General features: G+C 68.0%; 25 protein-coding genes. 15 read left to right on the top strand and 10 right to left on the bottom strand.

Translation table 11 applies throughout. The annotated features are described in order from the left end of the window. Positions 1–63 precede the first annotated feature (63 nt). Complete coding sequence (locus FOC67_RS26925) at positions 64–1,002, bottom strand: choline ABC transporter substrate-binding protein (RefSeq protein ID WP_003096718.1); 939 nt, start codon at positions 1,000–1,002, stop codon at positions 64–66. A 210-nt stretch (positions 1,003–1,212) separates the two neighbouring features. Here FOC67_RS26925 and cdhR point away from each other — a divergent pair, with 210 nt between their 5' ends. Further along, the gene (gene cdhR, locus FOC67_RS26920) at positions 1,213–2,223 is read left to right on the top strand and encodes an HTH-type transcriptional regulator CdhR (protein ID WP_003096721.1); all 1,011 of its coding nucleotides are present in this window, start codon (positions 1,213–1,215) and stop codon (positions 2,221–2,223) included. Here the strand turns inward: cdhR and argE are convergent. From argE to cls, 5 genes are all read right to left on the bottom strand, one after another. Beyond that, entirely contained in the window at positions 2,153–3,307 is a 1,155-nt protein-coding gene (argE, locus tag FOC67_RS26915; RefSeq protein WP_003121330.1) for an acetylornithine deacetylase, read from the bottom strand. The genes cdhR and argE overlap by 71 nt on opposite strands. Before the next feature lie 56 nt (positions 3,308–3,363). After that, positions 3,364–4,038, bottom strand: a complete 675-nt coding sequence (locus FOC67_RS26910) for a DUF1028 domain-containing protein (RefSeq protein ID WP_009315997.1) — start codon at positions 4,036–4,038, stop codon at positions 3,364–3,366. Between the two features lie 13 nt (positions 4,039–4,051). Further along, positions 4,052–4,474: a RidA family protein gene (locus tag FOC67_RS26905; RefSeq protein ID WP_003096732.1), complete on the bottom strand. Its 423-nt coding sequence runs from the start codon at positions 4,472–4,474 to the stop codon at positions 4,052–4,054. Beyond that, the gene (locus FOC67_RS26900) at positions 4,474–5,826 is read right to left on the bottom strand and encodes an NAD(P)/FAD-dependent oxidoreductase (RefSeq protein ID WP_009315998.1); all 1,353 of its coding nucleotides are present in this window, start codon (positions 5,824–5,826) and stop codon (positions 4,474–4,476) included. The genes FOC67_RS26905 and FOC67_RS26900 overlap by 1 nt, the downstream gene beginning before the upstream one ends. Positions 5,827–6,119: 293 nt before the next feature. Continuing rightward, entirely contained in the window at positions 6,120–7,592 is a 1,473-nt protein-coding gene (cls, locus tag FOC67_RS26895) for a cardiolipin synthase (protein ID WP_004364699.1), read from the bottom strand. A gap of 153 nt (positions 7,593–7,745) precedes the next feature. Here cls and FOC67_RS26890 point away from each other — a divergent pair, with 153 nt between their 5' ends. The 13 genes from FOC67_RS26890 (at position 7,746) to FOC67_RS26830 (ending at position 18,592) form a co-directional block, all read left to right on the top strand. After that, positions 7,746–8,216 carry a DUF1348 family protein gene (locus FOC67_RS26890; RefSeq protein WP_003096740.1) on the top strand — a complete coding sequence of 157 codons (471 nt, stop codon included), beginning with the start codon at positions 7,746–7,748 and terminating at the stop codon, positions 8,214–8,216. 221 nt (positions 8,217–8,437) lie between these two features. Continuing rightward, positions 8,438–9,415: a dipeptidase gene (locus tag FOC67_RS26885; RefSeq protein ID WP_003106042.1), complete on the top strand. Its 978-nt coding sequence runs from the start codon at positions 8,438–8,440 to the stop codon at positions 9,413–9,415. Positions 9,416–9,541: 126 nt separating this feature from the next. Beyond that, positions 9,542–10,072 carry a DUF5943 domain-containing protein gene (locus tag FOC67_RS26880; protein ID WP_003107282.1) on the top strand — a complete coding sequence of 177 codons (531 nt, stop codon included), beginning with the start codon at positions 9,542–9,544 and terminating at the stop codon, positions 10,070–10,072. Between the two features lie 15 nt (positions 10,073–10,087). After that, positions 10,088–12,148 carry a dimethylglycine demethylation protein DgcA gene (gene dgcA, locus FOC67_RS26875; protein ID WP_003110060.1) on the top strand — a complete coding sequence of 687 codons (2,061 nt, stop codon included), beginning with the start codon at positions 10,088–10,090 and terminating at the stop codon, positions 12,146–12,148. 105 nt (positions 12,149–12,253) lie between these two features. After that, complete coding sequence (dgcB, locus tag FOC67_RS26870) at positions 12,254–14,215, top strand: dimethylglycine demethylation protein DgcB (RefSeq protein ID WP_009316000.1); 1,962 nt, start codon at positions 12,254–12,256, stop codon at positions 14,213–14,215. 118 nt (positions 14,216–14,333) lie between these two features. Then, entirely contained in the window at positions 14,334–15,566 is a 1,233-nt protein-coding gene (locus FOC67_RS26865) for an electron transfer flavoprotein subunit alpha/FixB family protein (protein WP_009316001.1), read from the top strand. 35 nt (positions 15,567–15,601) lie between these two features. Continuing rightward, positions 15,602–16,375: an electron transfer flavoprotein subunit beta/FixA family protein gene (locus FOC67_RS26860; RefSeq protein ID WP_003105716.1), complete on the top strand. Its 774-nt coding sequence runs from the start codon at positions 15,602–15,604 to the stop codon at positions 16,373–16,375. A gap of 124 nt (positions 16,376–16,499) precedes the next feature. Continuing rightward, positions 16,500–17,069 carry a hypothetical protein gene (locus FOC67_RS26855; protein WP_009316002.1) on the top strand — a complete coding sequence of 190 codons (570 nt, stop codon included), beginning with the start codon at positions 16,500–16,502 and terminating at the stop codon, positions 17,067–17,069. Between the two features lie 7 nt (positions 17,070–17,076). Continuing rightward, on the top strand, positions 17,077–17,283 hold the full coding sequence (locus FOC67_RS26850; RefSeq protein ID WP_003096753.1) for a helix-turn-helix transcriptional regulator: 207 nt from the start codon (positions 17,077–17,079) through the stop codon (positions 17,281–17,283). Positions 17,284–17,314: 31 nt separating this feature from the next. Then, a complete protein-coding gene (locus FOC67_RS26845) occupies positions 17,315–17,716 on the top strand; it encodes a hypothetical protein (protein ID WP_009316003.1) in 402 nt (133 codons plus the stop codon). A 26-nt stretch (positions 17,717–17,742) separates the two neighbouring features. After that, positions 17,743–17,976: a hypothetical protein gene (locus tag FOC67_RS26840; protein WP_003096756.1), complete on the top strand. Its 234-nt coding sequence runs from the start codon at positions 17,743–17,745 to the stop codon at positions 17,974–17,976. A 95-nt stretch (positions 17,977–18,071) separates the two neighbouring features. Beyond that, entirely contained in the window at positions 18,072–18,305 is a 234-nt protein-coding gene (locus tag FOC67_RS26835) for a hypothetical protein (protein ID WP_003105710.1), read from the top strand. Continuing rightward, on the top strand, positions 18,302–18,592 hold the full coding sequence (locus FOC67_RS26830; RefSeq protein WP_009316004.1) for a cell division protein ZapA: 291 nt from the start codon (positions 18,302–18,304) through the stop codon (positions 18,590–18,592). Before FOC67_RS26835 ends, FOC67_RS26830 begins: the two co-directional genes overlap by 4 nt. Here FOC67_RS26830 and FOC67_RS26825 read toward each other — a convergent pair. The 3 genes from FOC67_RS26825 to gbcA all read right to left on the bottom strand — a co-directional run bounded on the left by FOC67_RS26825 (position 18,589) and on the right by gbcA (position 20,894). Then, positions 18,589–18,765, bottom strand: coding sequence for a hypothetical protein (locus FOC67_RS26825; RefSeq protein ID WP_003096763.1), 177 nt, complete (start codon positions 18,763–18,765; stop codon positions 18,589–18,591). The genes FOC67_RS26830 and FOC67_RS26825 overlap by 4 nt on opposite strands. A gap of 4 nt (positions 18,766–18,769) precedes the next feature. Next, positions 18,770–19,330, bottom strand: coding sequence for an HdeD family acid-resistance protein (locus FOC67_RS26820; protein WP_003096765.1), 561 nt, complete (start codon positions 19,328–19,330; stop codon positions 18,770–18,772). 274 nt (positions 19,331–19,604) lie between these two features. Next, positions 19,605–20,894, bottom strand: a complete 1,290-nt coding sequence (gene gbcA / locus FOC67_RS26815; protein ID WP_003096766.1) for a glycine-betaine demethylase subunit GbcA — start codon at positions 20,892–20,894, stop codon at positions 19,605–19,607. 424 nt (positions 20,895–21,318) lie between these two features. On the opposite strand from gbcA, the gene gbcB reads away from it, so the two are divergent. Next, complete coding sequence (gene gbcB, locus FOC67_RS26810) at positions 21,319–22,419, top strand: glycine-betaine demethylase subunit GbcB (RefSeq protein ID WP_003096769.1); 1,101 nt, start codon at positions 21,319–21,321, stop codon at positions 22,417–22,419. Here gbcB and FOC67_RS26805 read toward each other — a convergent pair. Continuing rightward, the gene (locus FOC67_RS26805) at positions 22,413–24,842 is read right to left on the bottom strand and encodes a hypothetical protein (RefSeq protein ID WP_031627747.1); all 2,430 of its coding nucleotides are present in this window, start codon (positions 24,840–24,842) and stop codon (positions 22,413–22,415) included. The genes gbcB and FOC67_RS26805 overlap by 7 nt on opposite strands. Between the last annotated feature and the right edge of the window lie 108 nt (positions 24,843–24,950).

Raw genomic sequence — 24,950 nt, 5'->3', positions numbered from 1 at the left:
TTCCTGTATTCGGGGTGTACGAAGCCCCGCCCGGCCGCGCCGGGCGGAACGGATAGGTGCGGGTTACTTCAGCGAGGCCTGGAGCGCGGCCAGGCCGTCCTTGCCGTCGAAGGTGCTCACGCCATCCAGCCAGGCCTTCAGCGGCTCGGGGTTGGCCTTCAGCCACTGGCGCGCGGCGTCGAGGGGCTGGGTGCGATCGAGGATCGGCGCCATCACCTGGCTGACCTGGGCGCTGCTGAAGCGCAGGTTGTGCAGCAGCCGGGCGACGTTACCGCACTGCGCCTGGTAGCCGGCGGCGGTCATGGTGGAGACGGTGGCCGCGCCCTCGTCGGGACCGAACACATCCTCGCTGCCGGTGAGGTAGGTCATGTCGATCTGCAGGTTCATCGGATGCGGCTTCCAGCCGAAGAACACCACCCACTGCTTGCGCTTGATCGCCCGCTTCACCGCCGTGAGCATCCCGGCCTCGCTGGACTCCACCAGCTGGAAGCCCTTCAGGCCGAAACGGTTGTCGTCGATCATCTTCCGGGTGATGCGGTTCGAGCCGCTGCCTGGCTCGATGGCGTAGATGCGGCCGCCAAGCTTGTCCTTGAAGCGGGCGATGTCGGCGAAGGTCTTCAGCCCGCCCTCGGCGACGTAGCTCGGCACCGCATAGGTGGACTGCGCGTCGGCCAGGGTCGGCGGCTCGATCACTTCGATCCGGCCTTTGTCCAGGTAAGGCCTGGCGACCGGCTGCATGGTCGGTTGCCAGTAGCCGAGGAACAGGTCCAGCTGCTTGTCGGCCAGGCCGGCCAGGACGATCTGTTGCGAGGCGCTGGTCTGCTTCACCTGGTAGCCCAGGCCGTCGAGCAAGGCTTCGGCCACGGCACTGCTGGCGACCACGTCGGTCCAGTTCACCGTGCCCAGGCGCACCGTGCGGCACTGCTCGGGTTCGGCGGCCAGGGCGGCGCCACTGGCCAGGATCAGCAGGGCGCAGCCCAGCTGGCGAATCGTCGTCTTCATCGGTCTCCCCTCGTGCGGCTATTGATTGTTTTTCTGCGAGGTGGGCGCCGGCCCCTTGCGAGACCGACCCTGGCGACCAAGGTACGCAGCCGGGACGGCGGCGAAGCGCACTGCGGCGACCAGCTCTTGCACTGCAGCGACCTGGCCATTGCCAAGCGCGGCGGGCCTGCGCTACACACAGGCTGCGCAACCTCAACCCCGGAGCACCCCATGTCCCAGGACTTCTGGTTTCTCCTGCTGCCCGGCTTCTCGGTAATGGGCTTCGTTTCCGCCGTGGAGCCACTGCGCGTGGCCAACCGCTTCCACGCCGACCTCTACCGCTGGCACGTGCTCAGCGCCGACGGCGGTCCGGTGCTGGCCAGCAATGGCATGTCGGTGAACAGCGACGGCGCGCTGGAGCCGTTGAAGAAAGGCGACCTGCTGTTCGTGGTGGCCGGCTTCGAGCCGCTGCGGGCGGTCACCCCGGCACTGGTGCAGTGGCTGCGCAAGCTCGACCGCAACGGCGTGACCCTCGGTGGCATCGATACCGGCAGCGTGGTGCTGGCCGAGGCCGGTCTGCTCGACGGGCGCCGCGCGACCCTGCACTGGGAAGCCATCGACGCCTTCCAGGAGTCCTACCCGCAACTGAGCGTGACCCAGGAGCTGTTCGAGATCGACGGACCGCGCATCACCTCGGCCGGCGGCACCGCCTCCATCGACCTGATGCTCGACCTGATCGCCCAGGCCCACGGTCCGCAACTGGCGGTGCAGGTTTCCGAGCAGTTCGTGCTCGGCCGCATCCGCCCGCGCCAGGACCACCAGCGCCTGCAGGTGGCGACCCGCTATGGCGTGAGCAACCGCAAGCTGGTGCAGGTGATCGGCGAGATGGAGCGGCATACCGAGCCGCCACTGACCACCCTGGAGCTGGCCGAGCGCATCCAGGTCACCCGCCGCCAGCTGGAACGGCTGTTCCGCGTGCACCTGGACGACACGCCCTCGAACTTCTACCTCGGCCTGCGCCTGGACAAGGCCCGCCAGTTGCTGCGCCAGACCGACCTCAGCGTGCTACAGGTGAGCCTGGCCTGCGGCTTCGAGTCGCCTTCGTACTTCTCCCGCAGCTACCGCGCGCGCTTCGCCGCCAGTCCCAGCCAGGACCGCGCGGTGCTGCCGCTCAAGGCTCCCGCAGCCACGCCGCCAGGCGCGCCAGCAGGGCGTCGCACGCCTCGAGCTGAGCGAGGCTGACGAACTCGTCCGGCTTGTGGCCCTGGTCCATGCTGCCGGGACCGCAGATCACCGCCGGGATACCGGCCTGGTGGAACAGCCCGCCCTCGGTGCCGAAGGCCACGGTGGAGAAATCCGTCGAACCGCTGAGCAGGCCGATCAGCTCCGCCGCCTGGCTGTCGTCTGCGGTGAGCAGGCCGGGATAGGCCGATAGCGGCGTGAAGCGGATATCGGTACTTCGCTCTACCGCACGCATCCGCGGCAGCAGTTCGCTTTCGGCATAGTCACGGAGTTCCTCGGCGACCTGCCGCGGGTCGTCCGCCGGCAGCGCGCGGACCTCGAAGTCGAAGCGGCACTCGGCGGGCACGATGTTCAGCGCCCGGCCGCCCTGGATCAGTCCGGTCTGCACCGTCGAGTAGGGCGGGTCGAAACGCCGGTCGTGGCGCTCCGGCGCCGCCAGGCGCGCGCCGATCTCGCCGAGGCGGCCGATCAGCCGCGCGGCGTATTCGATGGCATTCACCCCCTGCGGCGCGTAGGCCGAATGGCAGGCCGCGCCGTGCACCTCGCAGCGCATGGCCAGCTTGCCCTTGTGGCCGAGCACCGGCTTCAGCTCGGTGGGCTCGCCGATGATGCACAGCAACGGCTTGTGCGGACGCCGCTCCAGCGCCGCGAGCAGCGAACGGACGCCCAGGCAGCCGACTTCCTCGTCGTAGGAGAACGCCAGGTGCACCGGCAGGCGCAACGGCGCGGCGAGGAACGCCGGGACGGCCGCCAGCACGCAGGCCAGGTAGCCCTTCATGTCCGCCGTGCCACGCCCGTAGAGGCGACCATCGCGCTCGCTGAGCCGGAACGGCGGCACGCTCCAGGCCTGGCCGTCCGCCGGCACCACGTCGGTATGCCCGGAAAGGCAGACGCCGCCACGGTCGCTGGGGCCGATGGTGGCATAGAGATTGGCCTTGCGGCCGTCGGCGTCGAAGAACAGTTCGCTGTCGACGCCGAAACCCGCCAGGTAGTCGCGGACGTAGTCGATCAGCGCCAGGTTGGACTCGCGGCTGACGGTGTCGAAGGCCACCAGGTCGGCGAGGATGTCGCGGCTGCCGGGCATGTCGGGCTCCAGGGCGCAGGTCTCGCGCTGCGCCGTCGAGGAAGGGAACGACCCGCTCACTCGTCGCCGGGCACGCCGTAGCTCGGCGCACGGGTCGGGTCGAGGGCGCGGGTCACATAGTCCTGCATCTGCGGCTTGTAGGCGAGCCACAGTCGCTCGAGCTGGCCGATGGGGTCGTGCTCGGCCCAGTCGACGCGCAGGTCGACCACCGGCCAGAGCAGGTCGCCGACCACCGACAGCGCCGCCGAATGCACCGGCCCGGCTTCGCCACCAGCGGCCAGCGCGGCACCCATCGCCGCCAGCAGGCGCTCGGCGAGCAGGCCTTCGGCGCTCTCGAAGGCATCCACCATCGCCTCGATCACTTCCGGCGCGGCCAGCAGGTTGCCGGCCGCCACGCATTGCTCGCCGGCCCGCGCATGGTGGACGCCGAGCGCCTCGCGGCCGGTGAACAGCGCGGTGCGGCCGTGCTGGTCGATCACCGTGACCTGGCGATACTGGCCATAGCCGTTGCTGCTCAGCGCCTGGTCCAGCGCTTCGCCAGGGGCCAGGCCCTGGTCGAGGCGGTCGAGGATCTGCGGGCCGAGCGCCGGCAGGGTGATGTTCTGCGTAGCCACCGCGCCGGTGCCGGCGCGCAGCCAGGGACAACGGGCGCCGACGGCGATGCTCGACGAGCTGATGGCGATGCCCAGCTGGCCGGTTTCGGCGCAGCGGCCGACGATGGAAAAGGTCATGGCGCGCGCCTCCTCATTGCTGCCAGTCGTCGGGAATCACCGCGATCACGTCGATCTCCATCAGCCACTGCGGCTGGCCGAGGGCCGAGACCACCAGTCCGGTGGAGATCGGGAACACCCCTTTGAGCCACTTGCCGACTTCGCGATAGACCGGCTCGCGGTAGCGCGGATCGATCAGGTAGGTAGTGGTCTTGACGATGTGCGAGAGGTCGCTGCCGGCTTCCTCCAGCAGTTGCTTGACGTTCTTCATCGCCTGCTCGGCCTGGGCGCGCGGATCGCCGAGGCCGACCAGGTTGCCGTCGAAGTCGGTGCCGACCTGGCCGCGCACGTACACCGTGTTGCCGGCGCGCACGGCCTGGCAGAGATCGTTGTCCAGGGACTGGTTGGGGTAGGTGTCCTTGGTGTTGAACATGCGAATGCGGGTATGGGTAGGCATCAGCTGACTTCCTGGAGGCTGGTTTGCGGAGCTTGCGAGGCGCGGTCCTGTTCCTGGCGCTGGGCGGCGTCGCGGTATGCGAGGTACTTGCGCTGGATGGCGATGTGGTCGGCGACATGGCGCGCGTCGTGCCAGACGCCCCAGATGAACGAGGAGCCGCGCCGCGATAGCCAGGGCAGGCCGATGAAGTACACGCCGGGTTCGCTGGACACGCCACGCTGGTGGCGCGGCTTGCCGTCGCGGTCGAAGGCATCGACCTGCAGCCAGCCGAAGTCGACGGCATAGCCGGTGGCCCAGATGATGCTGCCCACCCCGGCCTCGGCCAGGTCCAGTTCGAGGATCGGATCGGTCACGCACTGCGGGTCCGGCAGCCGGCGGCGCGCCTCGGGCTCTTCCGGCAGGTCGAGGCCGTTGCGGGCGACATAGGCGTCGGCGGCGTCGAGCAACGCCAGGTAGTTCTCGTCGCCGCGCGCCAGGTTCTCCGCCAGGTCCGGCCGGAAGGTCGCGACGCCGTCGACGAAGGATTCGGTCAGTCCGACCAGGGTCACGCCCTGATGCGCCAGGGCGCGGAAGTCCACGGTATGTCCGCCGCGGGCACCGCTCACGGCGATGGTCACATGCTCGCGCCCGGGCTTGGCGACTTCCGCATCCCATTCGCCGAGCACGCCCAGCCACCAGCAGAAGTCGCGGTTGCGGTAGGAACGCGGCGGACGGTCATGGGCGCCCACCGAGAGGTAGACCTGGCGCCCGGCACGTTGCAGCTCGTCGGCGATCTGTACCCCCGACGAACCGGCGCCGACCACCAGTACCGCACCTTCGGGCAGCTGCTGCGGGTTGTAGTAGTGGGCCGAGTGGATCTGCCGGATACGCTCGTCGCGCGGCGCGATCGGCGGGATCACCGGACGCTGGAACGGGCCAGTGGCGGCGACCACGCGGTTGGCCTCGATGGTCCCTGCGGAGGTTTCCACGGTGAAGCCGGGGCGGCCGACATTGCGCACCACCTTCCTCACCTCGACGCCGGTACGGATCGGCGCGTCGAATTTCTTCGCGTAGGCCTCGAAATAGGCCGCCACCTGGTCCTTGCCGGGGAAACCGTCGGGATCGATGTCGAATTCCATTCCTGGGAAGCGGTCGTGCCAGGCCGGGCCGTTGGCCACCAGCGAGTCCCAGCGTCCGCTGCGCCAGGCCTCGGCTATGCGGTTGCGCTCCAGGACCAGGTGCGGCACGCCGAGCCGGCTCAGGTGCTCGCTCATCGCCACGCCGGCCTGGCCGGCGCCGACGACGAGGGTGTCGGTCTTTTCCACGGTCCCGTCCGTGCGCGAGGGCAAGGCGGTGCGATTCAGGTCGGTCATGGCTCGGTTCCTCGGACTCTGGTCGTTCTTGTTCTGCGGTTGCGTGATGGCCGCATTCTGTTCAGAGCCGGGGAATAGCGAAATTATGATTTTTGTAGTCGCTGGCTAGGGAAAAGCTGCACGCCCGCGCGGTCGGCGGGCGGCAGAGGCGTCGCTCAGGACCTGCCGACGATCTGGCGAGCTGGAGAAACCGGGCGAAAACGGCCGGGGAAGCGGAGTCCCCGAACGGCAACCGAGTTTTCCGAAGCCGTTTCCAACGCGGTTTTGCCGACGTACAGAGTCCGCGAAGGTTTTCAGAGGATCGGCGAGACCAGCCGCGCCACGCGCATCCCCAGTTGCTGCAGGCGGCGCACGCTGCGGCGGTCTTCCGGAGTGAATTCGAGCGACTCGGCGAAGTCCGCCTCGAGCATCGCCTCCACCTCACCGGCGAAGCCCTCGTCGACGGTCACCACCATCACCTCGAAGTTCAGCCGGAACGAACGGTTGTCCAGGTTGGCGCTGCCGACGGCGGCGGTGTCGCGGTCCACCAGCACCACCTTCTGGTGGAGGAAGCCGGGCTGGTAGCGGAACACCTTGACCCCGGCACGGATCGCCTCCAGCGCGTAGAGGCTGGACGCGGCATACACCGTGCGGTGGTCCGGGCGCGAGGGTATCAGCAGGCGCACGTCGACGCCGCGCAGCACCGCCAGGCGCAGGGCGGCCATCACCGCTTCGTCGGGAACGAAATACGGCGAGGTGATCCAGACCCGCTCGTGGGCGGCGTTGATCATCTCGACGAAGAACAGCGAGCAGGTTTCCTGGGCATCCGCCGGACCGCTGGCGACTACCTGGCAGAGCGCGCCCTCGCTGTCGTACTGCGGCGGCAGGATCAGCGGCGGCAGGCTGTGGGTCGCCCAGTACCAGTCCTCGGCGAAGCTTTCCTGCAGGCACGCCACCGCCGGCCCGCGCAGTTCCATGTGGGTGTCGCGCCAGGGCGCCAGCGGCGGCTTCTCGCCGAGGTACTCGACGCCGACGTTGTGCCCGCCGACGAAACCGCACTCGCCATCCACCACCACGACCTTGCGGTGGTTGCGGAAATTCACCTGGAAGCGGTTGAGCATGCCGCTGCCGGTGCTGAAGCCATGCACCTGCACGCCGCCCTGGCGCAGCCGCTCGACATAGCGGTGCGGCAGCGCGTGGCTGCCGATGGCGTCATAGAGGAAGAACACCTCGACGCCGTTGGCCGCGCGTTCCAGCAGCAGTTGCTGGAGGCGCTGGCCGAGGGCGTCGTCGCGGACGATGAAGAACTGCACCAGGATCACCTGGCGGGCGGCGGAAATCGCCTTGAACATCGCCTCGAAGCTGGCCTCGCCGTTGACCAGCAGGCGCACCCGGTTGTTCGCCAGGGTCGGCGTGCGGGTCATCCGCACCAGCGCCTTGAGCCCCTTGTAGCCGCTGACCTGGCGGGCCGCCAGGGCCTCCTCGACCCAGGGACGCCAGTCCAGCTCGGCGGCCGCCAGGTGCATCTCGCGGTTGGCCTGGCGCCGCGCCTCGATGTAGGCGTCGAAACGGCTGCGACCGAACACCAGGTACGGCAGCAGGGTCAGGTACGGCATGAATACCAGCGAGGTGGCCCAGGCGATCGCGCCCTGGGCGGTGCGCACGGTGAGCACGGCATGGATGGCGGCGACGAAGCCGAGTACCTGGATACCGACCAGCAGCAGGCCGAGGTAGGTGGTGGAGGTCATTGCGCGAGGTCGATCCTTGTCCACTCCGGTGGCGGCCATCATAGCCCTCTCCGGGGTAGGTCTGGCCAGCCTGGCAAACAGCCAGGGGGCGAGGCGGGATTGGCAGGATCCGTGGGATCGACGTCATTCGGCCGCGCTCGCCCTGCCCTACGCTGTTCCCATCGAAAACCACCGCAGACCGAGGAGCCCGCCATGAGTGACGTCCGTCCCCCGCTTCCCCCCTTCACCGCCGAAACCGCCGCGCAGAAGGTCCGCGCCGCCGAGGACGGCTGGAACAGCCGCGACCCGCAGCGCGTCTCGCTGGCCTACAGCCCCGACAGCGTCTGGCGCAATCGCTCGACCTTCGTCCGCGGCCGCGAGCGGATCGTCGAATTCCTCAGCGGCAAGTGGCAGCGCGAGCAGGAGTACCGGCTGATCAAGGAACTCTGGGCGTTTACCGGCAACCGCATCGCCGTGCGCTTCGCCTATGAATGGCACGACGACTCGGGCAACTGGTTCCGCTCCTACGGCAACGAGAACTGGGCGTTCGACGAGCAGGGCTTGATGTACGAACGTCACGCCAGCATCAACGACCTGCCGATCCGCGAGGACCAGCGGCTGTTCCGCTGGCCGCTGGGGCGCCGGCCGGACGACCATCCGTCGCTCGGCGAACTCGGCCTCTGAACCCGCGCCGGCAGGGGCGCGCGCACTCCCCGTTGGCGGCCCCGGGCGGCCAGCGCCTGTTCCATCCGCGACATTGCCCTCCGTCGTTGCGGTCGCACGCTTGACGCTTTCGGCACGACCCTGGTCGTTTTCGGGCCGGGTCGCGCCGGGCCCCGACGATATGCTGCCCCCAAAGCGTCGGCACAAGTCCCGGCGCGCCCAGCCTGAAAGGGGTATGCCAGATGAGCCCAGCCGAATTGCACGCCGACAGCATCGTCATCGACGGTCTGATCATCGCCAAGTGGAACCGCGAACTGTTCGAGGACATGCGCAAGGGCGGCCTGACCGCCGCCAATTGCACCGTATCGGTATGGGAAGGCTTCCAGGCGACGGTGAACAATATCGTCGCCAGCAACAAGCTGATCCGCGACAACAGCGACCTGGTGATCCCGGTGCGCAGCACCGCGGACATCCGCAAGGCCAAGGAGCAGGGCAAGACCGGCATCCTCTACGGCTTCCAGAATGCCCACGCATTCGAGGACCAGATCGGCTACGTCGAGGTGTTCAAGCAGCTCGGCGTGGGCATCGTGCAGATGTGCTACAACACCCAGAACCTGGTCGGCACCGGCTGCTACGAGCGTGACGGCGGGCTCTCCGGCTTCGGTCGGGAGATCGTCGCGGAGATGAACCGGGTCGGCATCATGTGCGACCTCTCCCACGTCGGCAGCAAGACCTCCGAAGAGGTCATCCTCGAATCGAAGAAACCGGTCTGCTATTCCCACTGCCTGCCGTCCGGCCTCAAGGAACACCCGCGCAACAAGTCCGACGAGGAGCTGAAGTTCATCGCCGACCATGGCGGCTTCGTCGGCGTGACCATGTTCGCGCCGTTCCTCAAGAAAGGCATCGACTCGACCATCGACGACTACGCCGAGGCCATCGAGTACGTGATGAACATCGTCGGCGAGGACGCCATCGGCATCGGCACCGATTTCACCCAGGGCCACGGCCACGACTTCTTCGAGTGGCTGACCCACGACAAGGGCTACGCCCGGCGCCTGACCAACTTCGGCAAGATCGTCAACCCGCTGGGCATCCGCACCGTCGGCGAATTCCCCAACCTCACCGAGACCCTGCTCGAGCGCGGCATGCCCGAGCGCGTGGTGCGCAAGGTGATGGGCGAGAACTGGGTAAGGGTCCTGCGCGACGTCTGGGGCGAGTAACTCCCGGCCCATTCCCGACTCGTCGCCTCTCCCTCCAGGGAGGGGCATTGCATCGCACCCATCTTCCCTCTCCCCGCCTCTCTCCCCGAAGGGAGAGAGGGAGTCAAAAGAATCGGAGCTTACACCATGGCCAAACATGCCCCCCAACTGCCCATCGAGGTCGACAGCGAGACCGGCGTCTGGACCACCGACGCCCTGCCGATGCTCTACGTACCGCGACATTTCTTCGTCAACAACCACATGGGCATCGAGGAAGTGCTGGGCGCCGACGCCTACGCCGAGATCCTCTACAAGGCCGGCTACAAGTCCGCCTGGCACTGGTGCGAGAAGGAAGCCGAATGTCACGGCCTGGAGGGCGTGGCGGTGTTCGAGCACTACATGAAGCGCCTGTCCCAGCGCGGCTGGGGCCTGTTCGAGATCGAGCGGATCAACCTCGAGGAAGGCACCGCCGAGGTCCGCCTGCGGCACTCCGCCTTCGTCTACGTCTACGGCAAGGTCAATCGCAAGGTCGATTACATGTTCACCGGCTGGTTCGCCGGCGCCATGGACCAGATCCTCGCCGCCCGCGGCAGCAGCCTGCGCACCGTGGCCGAACAGGTCTACAGCGGCGCCGAGGACGGTCACGAAGACGGCCTGTTCGTCGTCAAACCCCTGTAAGCCGAGGAAAGGGTCATGGCCTTCGAAGCAATGTTCCAGCCGATCCAGATCGGCAAGCTGACCATCCGCAACCGCGTGCTCTCCACCGCCCACGCCGAGGTCTACGCCACCGACGGCGGGATGACCACCGAGCGCTACGTGAAGTACTACGAGGAAAAGGCCAAGGGCGGCATCGGCCTGGCCATCTGTGGCGGCTCCTCGGTGGTCGCCATCGACAGCCCGCAGCAGTGGTGGAGTTCGGTGAACCTGTCCACCGACCGGATCATCCCGCACTTCCAGAACCTGGCGGACGCCATGCACAAGCACGGCGCCAAGATCATGATCCAGATTACCCACATGGGGCGCCGTTCGCGCTGGGACGGCTACCACTGGCCGACCCTGATGTCGCCGTCGGGTATCCGCGAGCCGGTGCACCGCGCCACCTGCAAGACCATCGAGGTGGAGGAGATCTGGCGGGTCATCGGCAACTACGCGCAGGCCGCCCGCCGCGCCAAGGAAGGCGGCCTGGACGGTGTCGAGCTGTCCGCCGTGCACCAGCACATGATCGACCAGTTCTGGAGCCCACGGGTCAACAAGCGCACCGACGAATGGGGTGGCAGCTTCGAGGGGCGCATGAAGTTCGGCCTCGAGGTGCTCAAGGCGGTGCGCGCCGAGGTCGGCGAGGACTTCTGCGTCGGCATGCGCATCTGCGGTGACGAGTTCCACCCGGACGGCCTGTCCCACGAGGACATGAAGCAGATCGCCAAGTACTACAGCGATACCGGCATGCTCGACTTCATCGGCGTGGTCGGCTCCGGCTGCGACACCCACAACACCCTGGCCAACGTCATCCCCAACATGACCTTCCCGCCGGAGCCGTTCCTGCACCTGGCGGCCGGCATCAAGGAAGTGGTCGACGTGCCGGTGCTGCACGCGCAGAACATCAAGGATCCGAACCAGGCTACGCGCATCCTCGAAGGCGGCTACGTGGACATGGTCGGCATGACTCGCGCGCACATCGCCGACCCGCACCTGATCGCCAAGATCAAGATGGGCCAGGTCGACCAGATCAAGCAGTGCGTCGGCGCCAACTACTGCATCGACCGCCAGTACCAGGGCCTGGACGTGCTGTGCATCCAGAACGCCGCGACCTCCCGCGAATACATGGGCGTGCCGCACATCATCGAGAAGTCCGCCGGACCGAAGCGCAAGGTGGTGGTGGTCGGCGGCGGGCCGGCCGGGATGGAAGCGGCCCGCGTGGCGGCCGAGCGCGGCCACGACGTGACCCTGTTCGAGAAGAAGGAGCAGCTCGGCGGCCAGATCACCACCGCCGCCAAGGCGCCGCAACGCGACCAGATCGCCGGCATCACCCGTTGGTACCAACTGGAGCTGGCGCGCCTGGGCATCGACCTGCGCCTGGGCACCGCGGCCGACCCCGAGACCATCCTCGACCTGCGCCCGGACGTGGTGGTGCTGGCCAACGGCGGACATCCGTTCCTCGAGCAGAACGAACACTGGGGCGCCGCCGACGGCCTCGTGGTGAGCAGCTGGGACGTGCTCGACGGCACGGTCGAGCCAGGCAAGAACGTGCTGGTCTACGACACCATCTGCGAGTTCAGCGGCATGTCGGTGGCGGACTTCCTCGCCGACAAGGGCGCCCAGGTGGAGATCGTCACCGACGACATCAAGCCGGGCGTGGCCATCGGCGGCACCACCTTCCCCACCTACTACCGCAGCATGTATCCCAAGGAAGTGATCATGACCGGCGACCTCATGCTGGAGAAGGTCTACCGCGAGGGCGACAAGCTGGTTGCGGTGCTGGAGAACGAATACACCGGCGCGCGGGAAGAGCGGGTGGTCGACCAGGTGGTGGTGGAGAACGGCGTGCGCCCCGACGAGAGCCTCTACTACGCGCTCAAGCAGGGCTCGCGGAACAAGGGCCAGATCGACGTCGAGGCGCTGTTCGCGATCCAGCCGCAGCCCTGCCTGGACCAGCCCGGCGAAGGCTACCTGCTGTTCCGCATCGGCGACTGCGTGGCCCAGCGCAACACCCATGCGGCGATCTATGACGCGCTGCGCTTGTGCAAGGATTTCTAAGACACGCCTCGTGGCATCCGACCGGCACGGCCGGCCCCCCCCTCTCCCGCAAGCGGGAGAGGGGGCCGATCCAGCGCCGCCTGACGTCCCGCAGGGAGACCAGAAATGCTCGACACCCTCCTTCCCGTCCTACTCTTCGCCGCCCTGGCACTTGCCGTGCTCGGCGCCGCGAAGCGCTTCCTCATGTGGCGCCGCGGCCGACCCGCCAAGGTCGACTGGATCGGCGGCCTCTTGCAGATGCCGCGTCGCTACCTGGTGGACCTGCACCATGTGGTAGAGCGCGACAGGTACATGTCCAGGACCCACGTCGCCACCGCCGGCGGCTTCGTCCTGGCGGCGCTGCTGGCGATCCTGGTACACGGTTTCGGGCTGCACGGCCGGATCCTCGGCTTCGCCCTGCTGGCGGCCACGGCGCTGATGTTCGTCGGCGCGCTGTTCGTCGCCCGCCGCCGCCTCGACCCACCGTCGCGGCTGTCGAAGGGCCCCTGGATGCGCCTGCCGAAGAGCCTGCTGGCGTTCGCCGCGAGCTTCTTCCTCGCCACCCTGCCGGTGGCCGGCATCCTGCCGGAAGGCTTCGGCGGCTGGTTCCTCGCCGGCCTCCTCGCCATTGGCGTGGCCTGGGGCGTGTCCGAGCTGTTCCTCGGCATGACCTGGGGCGGGCCGATGAAGCATGCCTTCGCCGGTGCCCTGCACCTGGCCTGGCACCGCCGCGCCGAACGCTTCGGCGGCGGCCGCTCCACCGGCCTCAAGGCGCTCGACCTGGCCGATCCGCACGCGCCGCTGGGCGTGGAAAAGCCCAGCGACTTCACCTGGAACCAGTTGCTCGGGTTCGACGCCTGCGTGCAGTGCGGCAAGTGCGAGGCGATGTGCCCGGCGTTCGCCGCCGGCCAGCCGCTGAACCCGAAGAAGCTGATCCAGGACATGGTCATCGGCCTGGCCGGAGGCAACGACGCGAAGTTCGCCGGCAGCCCCTATCCAGGCAAACCGCTGGGCGAGCACGGCGGTGGCCCGCACCAGCCGATCGTCGCGCTGGATGGCAAGGCCCTGGTCGACGCCGACACCCTGTGGTCCTGCACCACCTGCCGGGCCTGCGTCGAGGAGTGCCCGATGATGATCGAGCACGTCGACGCCATCGTCGACATGCGCCGCCACCTGACCCTGGAGAAAGGCGCCACGCCGAACAAGGGCGCCGAGGTGCTGGACAACCTGATCGCCACCGACAACCCCGGCGGCTTCGCCCCCGGCGGCCGGTTGAACTGGGCGGCCGACCTGAACCTGCCGCTGATGAGCGAGAAGAAGAGCGCCGACGTGCTGTTCTGGGTCGGCGACGGCGCCTTCGACATGCGCAACCAGCGCACCCTGCGCGCCTTCGTGAAGATCCTCAAGGCGGCCGCGGTGGACTTCGCCGTGCTCGGCCTGGAGGAGCGCGACAGCGGCGACGTGGCGCGCCGGCTGGGCGACGAGGCGACCTTCCAGAACCTGGCCAGGCGCAATATCGCAACCCTGGCGAAATACCGCTTCACCCGCATCGTCAGCTGCGACCCGCACAGCTTCCATGTGCTGAAGAACGAATACGGCGCCCTCGGCGGCGACTACCAGGTACTGCACCACAGCACCTTCATCGACGAACTGCTGCGCGCCGGCACGCTGCAACCGGGCCGCAGCAAGGCCGGCAGCGTCACCTACCACGACCCCTGCTACCTGGGCCGCTACAACGGCGAGTACGAGGCGCCGCGCAACGTGCTGCGCGCACTCGGCATCGAGGTCAAGGAAATGCAACGCTCCGGCTTCCGCTCGCGCTGTTGCGGCGGCGGTGGCGGCGCGCCGATCACCGACATCCCCGGCAAGCAACGGATTCCCGACATGCGCATGGCCGACATCCGCGAGACCGGCGCCGAGCTGGTGGCCGTCGGCTGCCCGCAGTGCACCGCGATGCTCGAAGGCGTAGTCGCGCCGCGGCCGGAGATCAAGGACATCGCCGAGCTGGTGGCGGAAGCGCTGATAGAGCAGGCGGAAGCGCCGGCAAAAAAGCCGGTGCGGCGTGAAGCCGTGGCGGAGGTGCATTGATGAGAGTGTCGAGCTTCACATCGAATCCGCTGCTGACCGGGGCAGCACGGATAGCGGCCTCTCCCTCCAGGGAGGGGGCCGCGGGATCGGGTAGCCGCAGCCACAGGAAGCATTCCGCATGAACGACATCGTCCGTCGCGATCCACGCGCCGAATGGATCGCCCGCAACCGCCTGCATCCGCTGCATGCGGCCATGCACTCCGCCCAAGGCGGCGAGGTGCGCTGGATGGGCCCCCACGGCGTGGTCCGCAAGAACCCGCACGCCGTCGGCTTCGTCGGCCCCAACGGCATCCGCCGCATCGATCGCTCCGGCGGCCAGCAGGGCAGCGGCGCGCGCCGCGCCAGCGCAGTGCAGGAAGCGCAGTTGCCGCTGCATGTGGTCGAGCAACCGGCATTCCTCGTCGCGGTGGTCCCGGACATGGTCGGCGGCCGTCTCTCCAGCCACGACAAGGACCTCCTCGGACTGGCCCGCAAGCTCGCCGGCAACGACGGCGCGGTGCTCGCCGTGGTGTTCGGCGAACACAAGGAAAGCGCCTTCGACAGCGCCGGCGTCGACCGCCTGCTGCACCTCGCCGGCGGCGAGTACGACGGCTACGCGCCCGAGCAGCGAATACTCGCCCTGCGCAACCTGGAGAACCAGCTCGCCCCGCGCCACTGGCTGTTCCCGGACAGTCGCAACGGCGGCGGCGAACTGGGCCGGCGCCTGGCCGCTGCGCTCGGCGAACGGCCGGCCGGACGCGTCTGGCAGGTCGAGGACGGCCGCTGCATCGGCCGCGCCGGCGCCGGCCGCGAGGACATCCAGCGCGCCCTGCCGCGCCTGCTGCTGGCCGCGGCGGAATGCGCCGAGCCGGTCAGCGAGACCCGCCATGAGGTTCGCGAACTGCACATGGCCGCGCAGGTGGCGCGCAACCTGCCACGCATCGAGGACCTCGGCCCGGTGGCCGTGGACCCGGCGCGGATTCCCATGGCCGAGGCCGAGTTCATTCTCTCCGGCGGCAACGGCGTGCAGGACTGGGCGCTGTTCCACCAGGCCGCCGCCGCCCTCGGCGCCACCGAGGGCGCCTCGCGGGTGGCGGTGGACGACGGGCACATGCCGCGCAACCGTCAGGTCGGCGCCACCGGTACCTGGGTCACCGCGCGGGTCTACCTGGCGGTGGGCATCTCCGGGGCGATCCAGCACCTGCAGGGCATCGGCGCCTGCGACAAGGTGGTGGCGGTGAACCGCGACGCCGGCTGCGACATGATCAAGCGCGCCGATCTCTCGGTGATCGGCGACTCGACGGAAATCCTCCGCGCGCTGATCCGCCTGGCCGAGGCACACCGCAACGGCGCCGCCCGCGATGCGGCCTGAACCCGCTTCCACGTACCTTTCATCGGTATCGAACCATGACTGAGCTGAACATCGTCGCGCTGGTCTCCATCGGCGCCCACCCCGCCTCCGGACGCCCGCGCCGCGCCGAACAGGACGCCCGCGCGGTGGAACTCGGCCTGCGCCTGAGCGGCCCGCGCCTGCAAGTGCTGCACGCCGGCGACCCGCACGCCGAGGCGCTGCGCGGCTATCTCGGCATGGGCCTGGAACGCTTGTCCGTGCTGGAACAGCCGGCCGGCGCCGACGCCCTGCCCGCACTGGCCGAGCACCTGCGCGACTCCCGCGCGCAACTGGTGCTCACCGGCAGCCAGGCGGAAACCGGGGAAGGCTCCGGGATGCTGCCCTTCCTCCTCGCCGAGCGCCTGGGCTGGCCACTGGTGGTCGGCCTGGCCGAGGTCGAGAAGGTCGAAGACGGCAGCGCCCAGGTCCTCCAGGCTCTGCCTCGCGGCCAGCGACGCCGGCTGCGGGTACGCCTGCCGTTCGTCGCCAGCGTCGACAATGCCGCGCCGGTGGCCCGGCAGAGCGCCTTCGGCCCGGCTAGGCGTGGCGAGATCGAGGCCCATGAGGTGGAGGTGGTCGACGACCCACTGCTCGCCGAAGACAGCCTGCAACCGGCCCGGCCGCGACCGAAGCGGCTCAAGGTAATCAAGGCGAAGACCGGCGCCGAGCGGATGAAAGCCGCCACCGCCAAGGCCTCCGGCGGTACCGGGCAGGTACTCAAGGATCTTTCGGCGGAAGCCGGCGCCGAAGCCATCTTCAAGCTCCTGCGCGAGGAAGGCGTGATCCGCTGAAGCGGGTCAGAACGCACTGTGCGCCAGATCACAAGTTATGACGTGGTGACGATAAATTATTGTATTACGATAATTTATTCCCTAGTTTCGCCATCCAGACGCGAAACACACAGGGGAACCCGGCATGGCGCTGTCCACGTATCTCAGCAACCACAAGCTCTATCTGCTCGGCATGCTCTGCGCCATCCTGGCCTGGGGCATGGCCTGCATCGAACTCGGAGCGAACACCCACCTCTGGTTCTCCGGCCTCAGCGAGCAGGGTTACCTGCAGGCCTGGAGCGATGAAATGCCGCGCCTGGCCAGCGACGGCTTCGTCCTGTCCTGGAGCAGCCGGGCGCTGCTGATGCTGCTGGACTACCTGCCGACCCTGCTTTCCGCGTTCGGCCTGGCGCTCACCGGCCTGTTCTTCCGCCGCCTGGCCAAGGGCGAACGCTGGTCGCAGCGCAACGCCAGGACCCTGGTGCACATCGGCCTGCTGTCCTTCCTGGCACTCTTGCTCCAGCCATTTATCAATACGCTGCAAGGTCTTGTACTATCTCTCGACCTGCCCGACGGCGAGCGTGTCCTGAGCGTTTCGATAGGACTCACTTCCGAAGCGGCCTACGAGTTCCTCAAGGCGATCTTTCTCTGCTCGTTCGGCCTGATGATGAGCGAAGCCAGGAAACTGGACGAAGAAGTAAGAGCCTTCATATGACGACCCCATGATCATCATCCGACTAGACGTCATCCTGGCGAAGAACAAGGTCCGCTCCAAGGAGCTGGCGGAAGCCATCGGTATCACCGAACAGAACCTGTCCCTGCTGAAGAACGGCAAGGTCAAGGGCATCCGCCTCGACACCCTGGAGAAGATCTGCGCCTTCCTGGACTGCCAGCCGGGCGACATCCTGGAATACGTCGCGGACGACTGATCCCCGCTCCCCCCTTTCCCAACCAGAAACCATGAACAGACACCTGAACCTCTCGGGCGTTGCGCTCGCGCTCGCCCTGATCTCGGGCTGCGGCCCCTCCGTCCGCTACCAGTACGTGATGCCGCCGAGCGAGGCGGGACGCACCTGCGTCGCCCAGTGCCGCACGCAACAGAGCCAGTGCGAAAGCCTCGCGCGCCTGGAATGGCAGAACGAAAACCGCCTGCGCGAAGCGGAACGGCGCAGCTACCACTATTGCAGCCAGGGCAAGAGCAAGAAGCAGGCGCGCAAGGAATGCCTGGCACCAGGCTATTCCTCCTCGTTCGGCTACAACGGCTTCGGCGGCTCCGGCAACTTCAACTGCGGTTCCGACTACGACCGCTGCTTCACCGACATCTGCGGCGGCACCATCCGCCGCATCGTCGAGCAACCCTAATGATCCCCACCCACCGGAGTATCCCCATGAGCCGACGCCTCTTCCCTTTCCTGCCGTGCCTGTTCCTGGTCGGCTGCGCCCAGGGCTACCCCTCCTTCTCCGGCAGCCTTCCGGACTTCCGCGTCAGCGGCGACGAACGCAGCTACGCCGAGCGCGCCGATGACTGCCTGAAGCGGCGCAACTGCCCGCCGGCCACCGATCGCGATCCCTTCGTCGCCGACCCCGGGCACTACTCGCTGGGCGGCAGCTTTCACTGGTGAAGCCGGGTGCCGAAGCCTGGCAACCGACCACGGACCTGGCTTCGGCAGGCGCTTTTCTTTATCCTGCGCGCCCTTTGAACGACTGGGACGAGATCATGCTGGAGAACACCCTGGAACGCCTGGAAACCCTGGTAGCCGAGCTACTGCAACAGAACCAGGCCCTGCGCGACAGCCACGACCAGCTTCAGCAGCAGCTGCGCCAGGCCACCGAGGAAAACGAAACCCTGCAACTCTCCATGCTCGAGCAGGAAGAAAAGCAGAGCGGCACCCAGGCCCGCCTGGAAGCCCTGGTCGAGCGCCTCAGCGCGCAGCAACCGGTTAGCGCATGAGCCGCGACGGCGTCCAGGTCCTGTCGATCCTCGGCCGGGACTATTCGATCCGCGTGCCGGCCGGCGAGGAACGGGCCCTCGCGGACGCCGCCGCGTTGCTGCAGGCGGAAGTGGACGCCAACAAGCGCAAGTTTCCCTACGTCACCAGCAACGAGCTGGTGGTGCTCTCCGCGCTCAACCTCTGCGCCCGCCAGCTCGGCGCGAACGACGGCGAGTCGCCGCGCCTGCGGGCGGTGGAGCAGCGCCTGGAGGCGCTGGTCGAGCGGATCGCCGGGACATCGAGCTAGTCGCGCGCCTGCGGACTCGCCCAATACAGCTGCCGATGCCCGCGCGCCTGGTAGTCCTTGACCAGCGCGCAGGCCTCGTCGCGCGTCAGGTCGCGGCGCATGACGAAGGCATTGCCGTTGTCGTCCTGGCGCCACAGGCACCAGCGCGTTTCCTCCGCCGGCTTCGCCGCCACCGCCTCAGGCCTTCAGGGTCGAAGTCTTGCGCAGGCGCAGCGCGAGCATGACCAGCAGCACGCCGAAGAACACCGCGTAGGCGCCGATCACCCAGACCACCGCCAGCGCCCCGGCGCCGGGGTTGGCGATCATCAGCACGCCGAACAGCACCGAGATGGCGCCAGAGAGGATCATCCACCACTCGTTCTGGATCGACTTGCGCAGGCGGATCGCCGCGACGATCTGGAAGATGCCCATCGCCAGCGCCCAGCCGGCGATGATCAGGAGAAGGCCGATGGCGGTCAGTTGCGGCCAGAAGAACGCAACCAGGCCGGCCGCCACGCCGATCACCCCGACCAGCGCCAGCGGCCAGTTGAACTGCCCATCGCTGCGCATGTTGAACGCGGCGATCAGGGCGAACGCCCCGTCCACCAGCGCGTAGGCGCCCCAGAACAGCACCAGCACGGTCAGCGCCAGGGCCGGCGAGAGCAGGGTCAGGACGCCGAACACCAGCGCCGCCACGCCGCGCAGGGCCACCAGTTTCCAGTGCTTGCCCAGTTCGGCCCACAGGGGATTGTTTTCCACGCTTGCCTCCAGAGGGCGCCCTTGAGCGGCCCGTTCAGGTTGAGTCCTCCCACCTTAGTCCTTTTGCCGGGAGGCTGTCAGGGGGCGGAGGCGGGAGGCAAGGCGTGCGCGCGGGCTCAGGGCCGGGACTTCTCCGGCGGCCGCTGGCGGCGCCAGCAGGCGAACAGGTTCCAGGCCAGCAGCAGGCTGACGAAAGCGGAACTGACGTAGAACAGCAGGTTGTCCATGACCTTTCCTCCGCAGCGGCGCCCCGCCAGGGGGCGCCTCGTCCGGCTTAGCTGCCGGCCACCTTGCGCACGTGGGCGGACTCCTCGCCAAGGTTGTTCAGCATGCGCTCGCTGTACCAGTCGAGGAAATTGATCACGCCGAACTCGTAGGTCTTCGAGTATGGACCAGGCTGGTAGGCGTCGGAGTTGATCCCGCGCTGGTTCTCCTCGGCCAGCCGACGATCCTGGTCGTTGGTCGCGTCCCATACCTCGCGCAGGCGCGCCACGTCGTAGTCGACGCCTTCCACCGCGTCCTTGTGCACCAGCCATTTGGTGGTGACCAGGGTTTCCTGGGCGCTGATCGGCCACACGGTGAAGACGATCAAGTGGTCGCCCATGCAGTGGTTCCAGGAGTGCGGCAGGTGCAGGATGCGCATCGAGCCGAGGTCGGGGTTCTTGATCCGGCCCATGAGCTTCTTGCTGCCCTGCTTGCCGTCCATGGTCATCGACACGGTGCCGTCCAGCAGCGGCATGCGCACGATGCGATTGCGCAGGCCGAAGCTGGCGTGGGCGTACGGGATCTTCTCGGCGTCCCAGGCGCTGGTGCAGGCCGCCACCTGGTCCTTGAACGCCTGGCTGGCGCGCGGGTCGGTGACGTCGTCCCACTCCAGCAGGGTCTTCAGCAGCTCCGGGTGGGAGCCGTTGCAGTGGTAGCACTCGCGGTTGTTCTCGATCACCAGCTTCCAGTTGGCGGCTTCGCGGATGGTGGTCTGCACCGCCACCTTGGCGTTCTCCATGTCGTACGGCTCCATGTAGTGCTCGAGCGTCGCCAGGAAGTCGTCGATGGCCGGCGGGTTCTCCGCCAAGCTGATGAAGATGTAGCCGCCGGCGGTCTTCACCTGGATCGGCTTCAGGCCGTACTCCTTCATGTCAAAGTCGGCGCCCATCTCGGTGCCGGCGAACAGCAGGCGGCCATCCAGCTCGTAGGTCCACTGGTGGTAGGGGCAGACCAGCTTGGCCACCTTGCCCTTCTCGCTCACGCACAGGCGCGAGCCGCGGTGCCGGCAGACATTGTGGAAGGCATGCACCTGGCCTTCGGCGCCACGAATCACCAGGACCGGGTTCTTGCCGATCTGCAAGGTGAGGAAATTGCCCTTGGCGGGAATCTCGCAGGTCATGCCGGCGATCAGCCATTCCTTGTGGAAGATCTCCTGCATGTCGATCTCGAACAGGCGCTGGTCGCAGTAGAAGGGTTGCGGCAGCGAGAAGCTGTGGTCGCGGCTGCGCAGCATGTCGGCGGTGGCCTTGCGGGCCGGTTCCAGGGGATCGCCGAGACTCAGGGTGGAAGTGACGTCCATCGGTAACTCCTCATGCCGCCCCCGCGCGGGTGGCGGCGGAAAAAGTGGCTGATACGGTTGCTACGCAAGGTGGCGTTCACAGCCTTCCTCATCCCGGCGCGGCGTCCGGAATCCCGCCCTGCCGATGGACGGGCCCCGCCGTGGCGGGAATGAAGGTCAGTCGCTCTACACGTCCGGGCTCTACCCTCCCGGGGTTCATGCAAACCCTCGTCTCGGCTGGTCTGGAGTGTGGGCCCGCGCCCGCCGCCGACCTTATCCATGGGCGACATGACCGCATCCGTTTCCGACGCTCCGGGCCGCGCCCCAGCAGGCAGGTCGCGATAAGCATGTAAATGTCGCTGGCAGGTAAATGAGCGGCCACGGCGATGCGCACAATCCGCCCCATCAGGCCATCGTTCGGCCCCGTGCGCACGGAGAGATCATCATGTCGAGCAACTTCCTCAATCCGGTCACCACCCAGACCTGGGCCAACGGCCGGCACCTCGTGCGCTGCGTCAAGGTCATCCAGGAAACCTGGGACGTGCGCACCTTCTGCTTCATGGCCGACCAGCCGATCCTGTTCTTCTTCAAGCCGGGCCAGTTCGTCACCCTGGAGCTGGAGATCGACGGCGAGCCGGTGATGCGCTCCTACACCATCTCCAGCTCGCCCTCGGTGCCCTACAGCTTCTCCATCACCATCAAGCGGGTGCCGGGCGGGCGGGTTTCCAACTGGCTGCACGACAACCTCAAGGAAGGCCAGGAGCTACCGGTGCACGGTCCGGTCGGCCTGTTCAACGCCATCGACTTCCCGGCCGACAAGGTGCTGTTCCTCTCCGGCGGGGTCGGCATCACCCCGGTGATGTCCATGGCGCGCTGGTTCTTCGACACCAACGCCAACGTCGACATGGTCTTCGTCCACAGCGCCCGTTCGCCGAAGGACATCATCTACCACCGCGAGCTGGAGCACATGGCCTCGCGGATCGACAACTTCAGCCTGCACATCATCTGCGAGCGCCACGGCCTCGGCGAAGCCTGGGCCGGCTACCGTGGCTACCTGAACCTGCGCATGCTGGAACTGATCGCCCCGGACTTCCTCGAGCGGGAAATCTTCTGCTGCGGCCCGACGCCCTATATGAGCGCGGTGAAGCACCTGCTGCAGGGCCACGGCTACGACATGAGCCGCTACCACGAGGAAGCCTTCGGGCCGACTCCGCCGGAGGTCCGCGCCGACGTCAGGGAACTGGCCGCGGAAGCCGCCGAGGCGCCGGAGGTACCGGTCGCCGACCAGCACCAGGTGGAATTCACCGCCACCGGCAAGAGCATCCGCGTCAGCCCCGGGGAAACCGTGCACGCCGCCGCCGCCAAGCTCGGCCTGCACATTCCGAAGGCCTGCGGGATGGGCATCTGCGGCACCTGCAAGGTAATGAAGACCGCCGGCGAGGTGGAGATGGAGCACAACGGCGGGATCACCGACGAGGATGTCGCCGAAGGCTACATCCTCTCCTGCTGCAGCGTGCCCAAGGGCGACGTGGTCATCGACTACTGAGGGCGCGAGGGAAACGCCAGGCGCTCCCAGTAGCGCCGCCGCGGCAGTTCCTCGGCCGGCAGCCAGCGTCCGGCGCAGGCCTGCAGCGGCTCGGCGGGAGCCTTCAGCAGCGAGTCCAGGGCCAGCACGTAGCGCCCCGTCCCCGCGCAGCGGAAGCACAGGTCGTCGTCGAAGCTGTCGAAGCACGGGTACTCGCCGAGGTCGTCGCGGTAGCGACGCAACGTCCGCTCTTGCACGTCGAGCAGCAGCAGGCGCCACTGGTCCCGCTCCAGCTCGCTTTCCTCGTAGCGCTGGACGTGCCGGGTCAGCGCCAGGTAGCGACCGTCCGCCGACCAGATCATTGGCGCCGCCAGGTTGCCCAAGCCGATGCCCGACGCGGTCAGCAGGTAGCCGTCGCGGCTGAACCCGGCGCGCACGTCCTCGTCGCGGTGCATGCCCTCGTAGTGGAAACCGAAGCCCCAGGCGGCATCCTTCGCGCCCACTGACGGCAAGACGAAGTCGCCGTCGCTCCAGGGCCGCGGCGGTGCGTCCAGCCAGCGCGACGCGGGGCACAGCCGCCAGGCCGTGCCATCGAACGCCACCCGCGCCTGCTCGTAGTAATGCCGCCAGTCGTCGTGGAAGCGGCCGAATGCGTGCCAGGCGCCGGGCTCGGGCAAGCCTTCGTCGAAGCGGCGCAACAAGCCGGGGTCGCCTTCGCCCGGCCCGCCCGGCGGCTGGTAGGCGTTGCGGCCGAGCAGGTGGAGCAAATGCACCTGGCCATCGATGAAACCTTGCAGGTGTAGATCGGCCAGCGGCTCGGCGAGCCACTCCAGGCGCCGCTCCCGGCTATCGAGTATGGCCAGGCGCTGCGGCAGGGTCGGCGCCTCGGCGAAGGCCACCACGGCCAGGTAGCGACCGCAATCGGACACGCGGTGGTCGAGCGTCCACTCGCCATCCAGGCGCCAGTCGCCCAGGCGCAAGGCATAGGCGCCGCGCTCCGCCTCCTGATCGTCGCGCAACCACTCCCAGACGGCCCGGCTGCCATCGGCCAGCGGTGCGCTCTGCAACAGGCATCCCGGCCTGCCGGCCGCGCCATCCAGGGGCAGCAACAGGTCCAGGCGCGGCATGTCGGCCTCGCGCCAGCGCGGCCGGTCGTCCGCATCGCGAGCGTGCAGAAGGTAGAGGCTGGAATGGCTGTACGAACCCAGCGTGCCGTAGCGTTCGTAGGTCAGGCAGGGTTGCGCCAGGTCCAGGCCGAAACGCAGCCAGCCATCCTCCAGCCCGAGCAGTTCGGGTCCACCGGCATGGGGCTCGGCGGGCAACGCCGACCACGGCGCGCCCAGCGCACGCAGGCCGCCGTCCTCTCGCCAAAGCCAGTAGGTATCCTGCCCCAGGGGCTCGCCTGCTGCCTGCAGCGCCAGCGCCCGGCCGTCATCGTTCCAAGCCAATGGCGGCGCTTCCCGCGACAGGTAGAGGCCGCTGGCCTCGCCGTTTATCCACAGCTCGCCGCGGTTGGCGCGCAGCGGCGCGAAAGGATCGTCCAGGGCCAGCAGGCTGGCCGGCAGCCAGGGGCGGATTTCCAGCGCGGGCCCGCCAAGCGGGGACGGTAGCGGTTGCGCGCGCAGATCCCCGCTCCAGCGCTGCCATTCGCTTTCGGGCAGCCAGAGGTCACCGATGGCAACGAAGGCCTCGGCCTCGCTGCCGGCCTTGAGCGCCTGCAGCTCGAGGCGCTGCGGTGCGTTGGACGTCAGCGGGCTGTGCCGGCCGATCACCTCGCGCTCGGTGACGCTGTCCAGCTCCCAGAAGTTGTCCACGGCACAGCGGTAAAGCAACCGCTCCTGCCGGTCGAAGATCGCCAGGCCCCACGCGCCTCGGCTCGGTATCGGCGAAACGAAGTGGCGGCCATCGCTGGAAAAGCGTGCCGAAGGATTGCAGTCGGGGATGAAGCAACCGTCGGGCATCAGGTAGTGGCATACCAGCGGGCCGCCCATGGCGATCTCGCCGCCGTCGAACAGGCGGATCGGCTCGCCCTCGGGGGTTCGCTCGGGCGCTTCGCCGCCCCAGGCGCTACCTCCCGCCGGCAGCGGTACGTCCAGCGCCTGCGGAGCCTGGCGCTCCAGGCGCAGGCCACGCTCGAAACGGATCTGCAGCAGCACGCCGCCGATCACCGCCAGCAAGCCACCGCCCAGTCCCAGCCAGAAGCCCGGCAGTGCCTGGCCCAGGGCGATGCCGCCACCCAGAACCCAGAAGAACAGCGCCTGTTGCAGGCGATACGGCACCTTGCCGCGCCAACGATCCATGGCCCACTCGGCGCCCAGCAGCAGCGCCCAACCCAGCGCTACCAGCGGCAACGGCAGGAGGACGCCAAGGGCCACCAGCACGGCGATCCAGGCGATCTCGCCGAGGCCTTCGAGCAACAAGCGGCCGAGCGGCTTGTCTGACATCCGATCATCCATGATCCATCCCACTTTCCTGGCAAAAGCCAAGGGTAATCAAGGCTCCGGCCAACCACCAGAGCCATCGCGCAGCTCTGTCCTTCTCATACTTGAAAA

This window comes from Pseudomonas sp. FDAARGOS_761 (assembly GCF_013343155.1).
Lineage (GTDB): Bacteria > Pseudomonadota > Gammaproteobacteria > Pseudomonadales > Pseudomonadaceae > Pseudomonas > Pseudomonas aeruginosa.
Note: the sequence above shows the minus strand (reverse complement) of the source record. Positions and strands in the feature narration are given on the sequence as shown.

Excerpts from the sequence above, each read along its gene's own strand:
- cdhR (WP_003096721.1), top strand. The coding sequence starts at position 1,213 with ATGTCCCAGGACTTCTGGTTTCTCCTGCTGCCCGGCTTCTCGGTAATG.
- FOC67_RS26860 (WP_003105716.1), top strand. The coding sequence starts at position 15,602 with ATGACTGAGCTGAACATCGTCGCGCTGGTCTCCATCGGCGCCCACCCC.
- FOC67_RS26845 (WP_009316003.1), top strand. The coding sequence starts at position 17,315 with ATGAACAGACACCTGAACCTCTCGGGCGTTGCGCTCGCGCTCGCCCTG.
- FOC67_RS26890 (WP_003096740.1), top strand. The coding sequence starts at position 7,746 with ATGAGTGACGTCCGTCCCCCGCTTCCCCCCTTCACCGCCGAAACCGCC.
- FOC67_RS26855 (WP_009316002.1), top strand. The coding sequence starts at position 16,500 with ATGGCGCTGTCCACGTATCTCAGCAACCACAAGCTCTATCTGCTCGGC.
- FOC67_RS26905 (WP_003096732.1), bottom strand. The coding sequence starts at position 4,474 with ATGCCTACCCATACCCGCATTCGCATGTTCAACACCAAGGACACCTAC.
- FOC67_RS26880 (WP_003107282.1), top strand. The coding sequence starts at position 9,542 with ATGGCCAAACATGCCCCCCAACTGCCCATCGAGGTCGACAGCGAGACC.
- FOC67_RS26805 (WP_031627747.1), bottom strand. The coding sequence starts at position 24,842 with ATGTCAGACAAGCCGCTCGGCCGCTTGTTGCTCGAAGGCCTCGGCGAG.
- gbcB (WP_003096769.1), top strand. The coding sequence starts at position 21,319 with ATGTCGAGCAACTTCCTCAATCCGGTCACCACCCAGACCTGGGCCAAC.
- FOC67_RS26865 (WP_009316001.1), top strand. The coding sequence starts at position 14,334 with ATGAACGACATCGTCCGTCGCGATCCACGCGCCGAATGGATCGCCCGC.
- dgcA (WP_003110060.1), top strand. The coding sequence starts at position 10,088 with ATGGCCTTCGAAGCAATGTTCCAGCCGATCCAGATCGGCAAGCTGACC.
- cls (WP_004364699.1), bottom strand. The coding sequence starts at position 7,592 with ATGGCCGCCACCGGAGTGGACAAGGATCGACCTCGCGCAATGACCTCC.
- gbcA (WP_003096766.1), bottom strand. The coding sequence starts at position 20,894 with ATGGACGTCACTTCCACCCTGAGTCTCGGCGATCCCCTGGAACCGGCC.
- argE (WP_003121330.1), bottom strand. The coding sequence starts at position 3,307 with ATGCCCGGCAGCCGCGACATCCTCGCCGACCTGGTGGCCTTCGACACC.
- FOC67_RS26850 (WP_003096753.1), top strand. The coding sequence starts at position 17,077 with ATGATCATCATCCGACTAGACGTCATCCTGGCGAAGAACAAGGTCCGC.
- FOC67_RS26910 (WP_009315997.1), bottom strand. The coding sequence starts at position 4,038 with ATGACCTTTTCCATCGTCGGCCGCTGCGCCGAAACCGGCCAGCTGGGC.
- FOC67_RS26830 (WP_009316004.1), top strand. The coding sequence starts at position 18,302 with ATGAGCCGCGACGGCGTCCAGGTCCTGTCGATCCTCGGCCGGGACTAT.
- FOC67_RS26925 (WP_003096718.1), bottom strand. The coding sequence starts at position 1,002 with ATGAAGACGACGATTCGCCAGCTGGGCTGCGCCCTGCTGATCCTGGCC.
- FOC67_RS26835 (WP_003105710.1), top strand. The coding sequence starts at position 18,072 with ATGCTGGAGAACACCCTGGAACGCCTGGAAACCCTGGTAGCCGAGCTA.
- dgcB (WP_009316000.1), top strand. The coding sequence starts at position 12,254 with ATGCTCGACACCCTCCTTCCCGTCCTACTCTTCGCCGCCCTGGCACTT.
- FOC67_RS26840 (WP_003096756.1), top strand. The coding sequence starts at position 17,743 with ATGAGCCGACGCCTCTTCCCTTTCCTGCCGTGCCTGTTCCTGGTCGGC.
- FOC67_RS26885 (WP_003106042.1), top strand. The coding sequence starts at position 8,438 with ATGAGCCCAGCCGAATTGCACGCCGACAGCATCGTCATCGACGGTCTG.
- FOC67_RS26900 (WP_009315998.1), bottom strand. The coding sequence starts at position 5,826 with ATGACCGACCTGAATCGCACCGCCTTGCCCTCGCGCACGGACGGGACC.